General features: G+C 37.7%; 5 protein-coding genes. 2 read left to right on the top strand and 3 right to left on the bottom strand.

Annotated elements, in window-relative coordinates:
• Together AC1DDX_RS17380 and AC1DDX_RS17375 are read left to right on the top strand one after the other, a co-directional pair.
• A partial coding sequence (locus AC1DDX_RS17380; RefSeq protein ID WP_477622330.1) for a toprim domain-containing protein occupies positions 1-1,124 on the top strand: 1,124 nt, incomplete at its 5' end.
• Between the two features lie 122 nt (positions 1,125-1,246).
• Positions 1,247-3,367, top strand: a complete 2,121-nt coding sequence (locus AC1DDX_RS17375) for an ATP-binding protein (protein ID WP_477622329.1) — start codon at positions 1,247-1,249, stop codon at positions 3,365-3,367.
• On the opposite strand, the gene AC1DDX_RS17370 is transcribed toward AC1DDX_RS17375, so the two are convergent.
• The 3 genes from AC1DDX_RS17370 to AC1DDX_RS17360 all read right to left on the bottom strand — a co-directional run.
• Complete coding sequence (locus AC1DDX_RS17370; RefSeq protein ID WP_172661019.1) at positions 3,364-4,401, bottom strand: YihY/virulence factor BrkB family protein; 1,038 nt, start codon at positions 4,399-4,401, stop codon at positions 3,364-3,366. The two genes, AC1DDX_RS17375 and AC1DDX_RS17370, sit on opposite strands and share 4 nt — an antisense overlap.
• A gap of 8 nt (positions 4,402-4,409) precedes the next feature.
• The gene (gene tamL, locus AC1DDX_RS17365; RefSeq protein WP_477622328.1) at positions 4,410-6,728 is read right to left on the bottom strand and encodes a translocation and assembly module lipoprotein TamL; all 2,319 of its coding nucleotides are present in this window, start codon (positions 6,726-6,728) and stop codon (positions 4,410-4,412) included.
• Positions 6,694-8,638, bottom strand: a 1,945-nt coding sequence (locus AC1DDX_RS17360; RefSeq protein ID WP_477622327.1) for a translocation/assembly module TamB domain-containing protein, incomplete at its 5' end; no start/stop codon positions are given. The genes AC1DDX_RS17360 and tamL, both read right to left, overlap by 35 nt.

Here is an 8,638-nt window from a genome sequence, read left to right as displayed (position 1 = left end):
CGCAAGGCGGTACGCATCAGGCTGCATTCCGTGAGGCAGTGGTAAAAACGATAAGAGAGTTCTATAAAAAAGAATATGATGCTTCTGACATCAGGGCATCCATTATTGCTGCAATTTCTGTTAGGGTGCAGGAACCTGTTTTTGAATCGCAGACTAAAACCAAACTTGGGTCTCAGAATATGGGCCCCGAGGGGCCTTCGGTAAGAACATTCATTAACGACTTTGTTAAAAAGGAACTTGATGATTATCTGCACAAACATTCTGATGTATCTGATGCATTGTTGAAAAGAATCCTGCAGTCTGAAAGAGAGCGTAAAGATATTGCAGGCATCAAGAAGCTGGCTAACGATAGGGCAAAAAAAGCATCTTTACACAACAAGAAACTAAGAGACTGTAAAGTCCACTTTAACAGTAATCACGATAAGAGATACGAGACTACTTTGTTTATTACCGAGGGTGATTCTGCTTCCGGTTCTATCACTAAATCCAGAGATGTAGATTGCCAGGCAGTTTTTAGTCTTAAGGGTAAGCCTCTGAATTGTTATGAGCTTACTAAAAAGGTGGTATATGAAAATGAAGAGTTCAACCTGTTGCAACATGCATTGAATATTGAAGACGGGTTGGAAGGCTTGCATTACAATAATATTGTAATTGCTACTGATGCCGATGTTGACGGTATGCACATCAGGTTGTTAATGATGACCTTTTTTCTTCAGTTTTTTCCTGATCTTGTGCGTGCAGGCCATGTTTACATTTTGCAAACGCCATTGTTTAGGGTTCGTAATAAAAAGGAAACGATTTATTGCTATAGCGACGATGAAAGAAAGCGTGCAATTGAGAAGCTTGGTAACAAACCTGAAATTACCCGATTTAAAGGTTTAGGTGAAATCTCGCCAGATGAATTCGGACTTTTTATAGGTAAGGATATCAGGTTAGATCCAGTAATCTTAAAGGATCAGACCATTAAAAATCTTTTGGAATATTATATGGGTAAAAATACCCCGGACAGGCAACAACACATCATTAGAAACCTTAGGGTAGAGAAAGATACTATAGAGGAATTATTGCCCGAAGAACTCGTTATTGCAGAAGATCCTGAGGAAACAACACTAGATGTTGCTTAAGATTTATTAAAGTATCGGTTATGTGAAAATTTTCGTTTATTATTGTATTTCAATCAGATCCCTTTTGATATAATTGTTTGATAAGTTCTGTAGTTATTAAAACTGCAGTATAATAAGATAATATGTCGTTTAACGCTAAGAGAAGAGATCCATTCCGTTACTTTGTAGTAGCATTTTTGATATTTGCATTGTTTATTTATGCCTTTCTGTTATACCTCAGGAATAATAAAATTAATGGGCTAAAGCACGATATTACGAAGCTAACGATGCTTCAGAAAAGTTATTCGGAAGTAGATACCTGTATTTATACCCTTTATCAGGCAGAGAATAATTCGCGCATGTATGCCGTAACTGCAGATAAATATTATCTTAATCAATTCTCAGACGGTATCCATAAAATCTCTCTTCTTTTAAACGATTTAAATAGCCTAGGCGATAACAATACGGAAAATCAGGATTTAAAAGAACTTGTAAAACAGAAAAAGCTAAAGACAGAGAGCTATTTGAAACTTAGGCAGTTAACAGATAGCCTGTTTGCCGGGTTCTCAAAACTTGGTTTGGAAGAAAGGCGTGCCCAGGCAAAAATTAATCTGGGTTCAATAAAGAAAAAGTTTAAAACAGTAACAACCGTCGATACGATTAAACAAGCAGTTAAACCACGTAAAAAATTCTTTGGCCGATTAGCGGATGCAATTTCCAATAAAGGGAGTAAAGATAGTGCCGTTACAATTGTTAAAACCAAAAAGAACGAGGGAGTGGTAGATGAGGTTACCACTTTTAATAACAAATTGTTAGAAGAAGTAGAAGCCTATTACCGGAAGCTTTATGCTAACAATAACCAAATCAAGAGCAATGAAAAGGCAATTTTGTTGTTGAATAATAAACTGATCCAGGATATTATTACGGTATTAAAGGAGTTTAAGCAAAATGATATTGAGTATGTGGCTAAACGAAGGGTTACTTTGGGCGAAGAGCTTGAAGTAGAGCTTAAAAAATTAAGCGGAATGGAACTGATAGATGCACTATTGTTGGTTTGTTTAGTCGCAATTATTCTATATAATTTATATAAGCTTTATAAGAATGAAAGTTTATTGATCAGCCTGAATGGTTTGGCAGCTCAAGATTCGCATTCGAAAAGTCGTTTCCTTGCTAATATGAGCCATGAAATACGCACACCATTAAATTCGGTAGTTGGATTTTCTGAGCAGCTAGGCAAGAGTAACCTGAATGATGAACAGAGAGAGCAGGTAGACGCTATACGCAGTTCATCAGAGATGCTGCTCGAACTGGTTAATGAAATTCTAGATTTTTCTAAATATGAAGTAGGCGTAATAAATATCGAATCTGAGCCTTTCTCTCCGGAATCAGAGATTGCGGAAGTTTTTCATAGCATGAATGTTCTTGCAGAAAATAAGGATCTGAAATTAGAGAGTAAAATAGCTATCGATAAAAATATTTATTTAATTGGCGACCGTTTGCGTTTGAAACAGGTTGTTATGAATTTGCTAACCAATGCGATTAAGTTCACAAAAAGAGGGAAAATAACGCTTCGGGTTCAATTGGTAATAGATGGGAAAAAACAGGCGGTACTAAAAGTACAGGTAGAGGATACTGGTATAGGTATGGCCAGGGAAGACCTTGATCTGATATTTCTTGAATTCTCGCAAATCTATTCATCGGCTACAACACAACTTCAGGGAACTGGACTGGGATTAGCAATTTGTAAAAAGATAGTAGAACTGCAGGGTGGTAAAATAAATGTGAGCAGTGTASTTGGTAAGGGCTCCGTATTTAGTTTTGAAATCCCCTACCTTATTTCAGAATTTGCAGAGGAGCAACATGTTGATAAAGGAACGTCAACTGTTGAGAAGCTGAAAGGAAAGAAGGTGCTGCTGGTAGATGATAATAAAATGAATATTTTGCTGGTTCAAACAATATTAAAGCGGTGGGGCATGGAATATGATTCTGCTTATGATGGTAAACAGGCACTCGAATTATACAAGAAGAATGACTACAATATTGTGTTAACAGATATTCAGATGCCAGTGATGGGTGGGGTAGAGCTTACACATGAAATCAGATATAACGGGGATTTTGCGAAATCCGGAATTCCGATTTTAGGAATAACTGCCCATGTAATGCAGGAAAACAGAGAAGCCTACTTAAAAGCAGGAATGAATGATCTGGTACTAAAGCCGTTTTTAGAACAGGAATTGATGGACCAGATGCTTAAGTATATTTAAGGGATCTTTGTGTCTTCCGGATGCTGTGGCGGCAATACATCCACCTTTTTTTCTACAATAACAATTTTGGTATGCACTGCATATTTACTTGGTGCTATACCTTTATCATATCGTTCTGCATAGGCCTGTGTAAATTCAGCTCCAAAATATAATATGATAGAGGTGTAATAGATCCACAACAGGATTACAATTATAGAACTGGCAGCGCCAAATGCCGATGCAGGGTTGCCCTTTTCAATATAGATTCCAATTATATACTTACCCAAACTAAAAAGCAGTGCCGTAAACAGGGCCCCAACAATTGCTGGTTTCCATTTTAAATCAACATCAGGCAACACCTTAAAAATAATTGCGAAAATGCAGGTTACAACTGCCAGTGTTAAGGCATTGGTAAGGATTAGCATAAATAGCTCTGATACCTTTTCGACACCGACTTTAGACGCAAGCCCCACAAGTTTGTCGCCTATGCCTACTACAATACTATTTATAACAAGGGAGACGAGTAACAAAAATCCAAGCGAAGCAATTAGCGAAAAGGAGAGCAGTCTGTTGGTGATTAATTTTTTCCATCCCTTTTTTGGTACAGCCTTTACTTTCCAGATTAAATTAATACTGTCCTGAATCTCTATGAACATAGCCGTAGCACCAATAATAAGTGTAGTGATACCTATAATTAGCCCTAATGTACTTTTTCCCGAAACGTTTGATTGTTTTACGAATGATTTGAGTTGAGCAGTGGCATCCGGACCTACCAAATCTTGTATTTCAGAGAAGAGTTCCTCTCGCGGATCCATTTTATATTCTTGCACTGTTCCATCTACAGAGGTTTCTATTGTATGCTTAATATCTCCACCTAAAAACAAACTTGCTGCAGCAATGATAATAATGATAAGTGGGGTAAGAGAAAATATGGTGTAATAGGCTAGTGCCGCGCTTAGCTTCATCACCCTGTCTTCCATAAACCCTTTTCCAGCGGCTATAAATAAATGTGCTGTTGCTTTAACAAAATGAATAGCTTTTTTTAAGAATGTCATAATCAATATTAAAAAGGATACCCAATACCTATGTTATAGATTAAATTTTCTTTACGCCAGGTGCTGCTTCCAAAATCTACCTGATCTATTACCCAACGATTTCCAGGTTCAAGATAAGGTTTTCTGATAGGGAAGGCTACATCTAAGCGGATAACGAAGATCGATGCATCTACCCGGAGGCCGGCACCGGTGCCTACCGCAATTTCATCAAGTGCATCTTTAAAGTTAAAGCCTGACCCTGGTCTTAACGGATCTTCTTTTCTTAACCACACGTTCCCGGCATCTGCAAATAGAGCCCCATATAAAACACTAAATAATTTAAAACGTAACTCTGTGTTAACCATTGCCTTTATATCCCCACTTTGGTCGGTATAGTTATTAGTTTGGTTTGGCAGTTTGTAAGATCCGGGCCMCAATGACCTGGCTGCAAAAGCCCGGATATCGTTACTGCCTCCGGCAAAGAACTGACGCACAAAAGGGATAGATGTATTGTTCCCATATCCATATCCATATCCAAGATTTAAACGGCTTGCCCAGATCAGGTTCTTTGTGATTTTATAATAATCTCTAAAATCGGTTTCAACCCGTATAAATTGATTGATAGGAATGCCTAATACAGTCTTTTTGCCTTCATCGTTTTTTCCTGCAAATAAGCCCCATACGTTTCCACCAGTTTCAAGAGTTCCATTGAAATATATATTGTTTCTTCTGAAATCCTCCATCTGGTTGGTAAATGTGAAACTATAGTTGCTTCCTATAATAAACTGGCGTTCGAGATTCTTTTCCAAGCCGGGGTTTGCACTAAAGAGACTATCCCTTCTTGCCGTATCATTGGTTACGTTAGATGTTACGTAATTTATAGAGATAGGGTTAAAGCTATGTTCTTTATATAAATTCTCTTTCCAGTTATATCCAAACTCTCCTTTAAAGGAATTTAAACCGTATAAGGAACCTCTGTTTAGCGATTGGTATGATAAAGAAGCAATGGTTTTAGGAATAAACGCATTGGTACTGTTAAAGTTAAAGAAAGGGAGTATAAACCTTGGGAAGGTAAGCTTTGCTTCAGTAGTAAAAGAATATGAGTTTAGTCCTTTGGCCTGCCCGCTTACCTGGGTTTCGAATCCACCACTTACACTTACATCCAACTGCTCGCCACCTCTAAAAAGGTTACGGGTAGTTTGAGTTAACTTAGCTTCTGATCCGACAAAGTTATTGGATTTGCTGGTTCCGGTTAGTGAAAAGGAAAGAGAGTTTTTCTTTAAAGGGGTGAGGAAAATGTTAAGGTTTAGCTTATTGTTTCTAAAACTGTCGACAGGTAAAAATTCTGCTTTAACATTTTGAAAAATACCTATGTTAACCATTCTGTTTAAAGATTGGTTATGATCACGCCTATTGTACAATTCGTCTTTTTTGAAGAAAACCAAGCGGTCAAATAAGCCCGGCTTGTAGGTGTGTCGTGTATCATAAATATTAAAATCCTTGTATACTTCAGGAGTTGAATTTCTGATTGCGCTATCTCTTCTTAAAGAATAATTAGGGTAGATATTAATTTTATCAATGGTATAAGGTTTAAGGCCTGCATCAGGGGCAATGTCTTTTACTTTTATTCTGATATCTACCAGATGTTTGCCTACAGTACTATCAACCTGTAAAATCAAATAATCAGGATTAAAATAAAAATATCCCTGTTCCTTTAAATCATTGTCTATTCTGATCCGCTCATTTTTATAAGTTTCCAGGTCATAATTGTCGCCTACTTTTAATAGCGTTTTATCTTTATTCTGATTTATGATTTGGACTATACCTGTGCTATCTTTTGGGAATTCGACACTGTTAATTTTATATCTCGCACCGGTAACAACGGTATAAAGTGCTTTGCCTTTTTTACCACTAACTACAGTATCTCCGTTTACTTCAGATTGAAGATACCCCTGACTAATCAAATAACTTTTAAGCACAGCGTTGTTATAAGGGATTTTTACCTCGCTTAATAACACAGGCGGTTCGCCCACTTTATTGCGGAGCCAATACCGGATCCCTTTTGATTTTTTAGGTTCGCCGGCAAGATTGTACATGGCAAGTTTAAACTTTATGCCTAAAATTGACTTATTAGGATTAGGTCGTGTTTTATCAAGTAAAACCCCTTTAACCTCTTTCTGATTGTCAATTTTTGCTGTTGAATCAGGATTGATGTTAATGTCGGCACCGGTATATAAAATCTCCCCGGGTTTAAGGTTTTTGGTACTGCTACAGGCGCCAAAAATTAAACATGCAAGTATAAATAAGCCGGATTTAATTTGTTGTCTCATTTTTACGCCTCTCTTCATTTCTAAATCTTTTCTTTTTAGAGAAGTTTTGGAAAACCTCCCTGAATTTATTGTAATCAACCACTAAAGCAAATCCAAGCCCTGTTTCAATGATCTGTCCTTCAATTACGCCTTCATTCTGATTGCGTCTATAAGCTCTTAACCTGTATCTGCCATCACTGGAAAGAAGGTATTCCACATTAACATTTCCTGCAATATTGGTAGAACTCTGACCTTGCTGCTGAGGGCCTTCCAATCCAAAAGAACTACCAACGGTAACAATTAAACGATCGTTCAAGAGTTTTTTAGACAGACCGATCTCCAGATCTGTTTTTTGCGACTTGCTGCCTGATGCCGAATAGTCTTCAGATGAATTTAAACCAAAGTTTATATCTACACCCTTTATCAAATCGGATGCAAGATTGTTCAATTGTTCTGTTAATAGTTTACTTACGCTTGAACGGGCAATAGAAGAAACACTACTACCTCCGGCCAGACTTTGGAACGGATTGTCAGCAATAAACCTGTTGAACGCCAATAGTGCAAATACCTGCTTGTTCAGTTCGCTTTCATTCGTATTTACACTCTGTAATTTCGCATATACCTGACCATTGAGTGCACCCCGCTCATTTTCTGGTAAGTCTAATTTAAATTTGATGCTTGGCTTTAAAAGTTCACCCGTCATCATCAGGTATACCTGGAAAGGAAGTTTGGTTTTAGCCTCATATTGTGTTGGATCACCTATCAAGTCAATAGGAGCTGTATTAACTTCATATAATGCCGTTAAGTTTACATTGGCCTCCATAGGATCTCCAGTCCATACAATGCTGCTGCCTTGTTGCAGCTTAAAGTCCTTTTTAACAGGACCAACAGTCAGATTGTAACTGCCATCAGATACCTGATATCTTCCCGTTAAACTAGTCTTGCCGCTAGGGTCCATTGTTGCTGTTAAAGATGCTTGCCCTTTAACTTTTAGTGCATCACCGTTAGATGGATCCACCACTACATTTAATTCTGCATCCGGATCAATGTCGATAGTAGCACTTAAATTAAGTCCCTTGATTGGAGCTTTGCTTACGGAATCGCTAACGTTCAGTGCCTTTTTACCATTAAACGGCGGTGCGCTGAAATCTGTAAACTGTACAATACCTTCCTGATCAATTACCGAGGGATCATCAGGTGGCATAGCAAAGAAGAACTTAGTTTTATCTTCTACTTTAACGTTCATGTCTACATCAGGCTGGTTAAGATCGCCGCGAACCTTAATGGTACTGGTAACATAAACAGTACCGTAGATCATGTCGTTATCGGCAGCAGTAGAGTTCATAAGTCTAAAGTTGTTCGTTCTCATGTCCATGTTGAACCGAAAATCTTTATAGTCAGTAGTGAGGACACCACCGGTTATTACTGCCTTCTGATTTAAAGAATCTATAATGGTAAATCTATTGAAGTTTATCCCCTTATCAGTAAAACTTATAGACTCATTTGGCATTCTGAAATAAGAATTCACATAAGTTGCTGTAAATGCGGCCTGGTTAAATTTAACGTCGCCTAAAATTTTGGGGGCATCAAGGGGGCCTTTGATAGACAATTCTCCGGATATTGTACCCGTGCCATTCTTAATCTGTCCCATTGACACACTCTCTATTGCTTTCAGGTCAATTTTATCAATGTTTAAGTTAAGGTCAAGGGCACTCTGTGGTGAAGTATAGTAAAATCCATTAACCCTTAACTCGTGTACACCAGATAAGGCAATGTTAGTTTCATATGCATTCTCTGTATTGTTGTTTACAGCAACACGCAAGGTTCCAAACTCATCTTTCAAATACCTTAACCTATCTATTGTTAGATTTGCCTCAAACTTAGGTGTATCCATAAGCTCCTTTGCATCAATAGTGCCATTAATAGTACCACCAACCAAAGAACTGTCC

Source organism: Pedobacter sp. 10L46_2 (assembly GCF_056395165.1).
The sequence above is the reverse complement of the archived record's forward strand: the minus strand, read 5'-3'. Positions and strand labels throughout refer to the sequence as shown.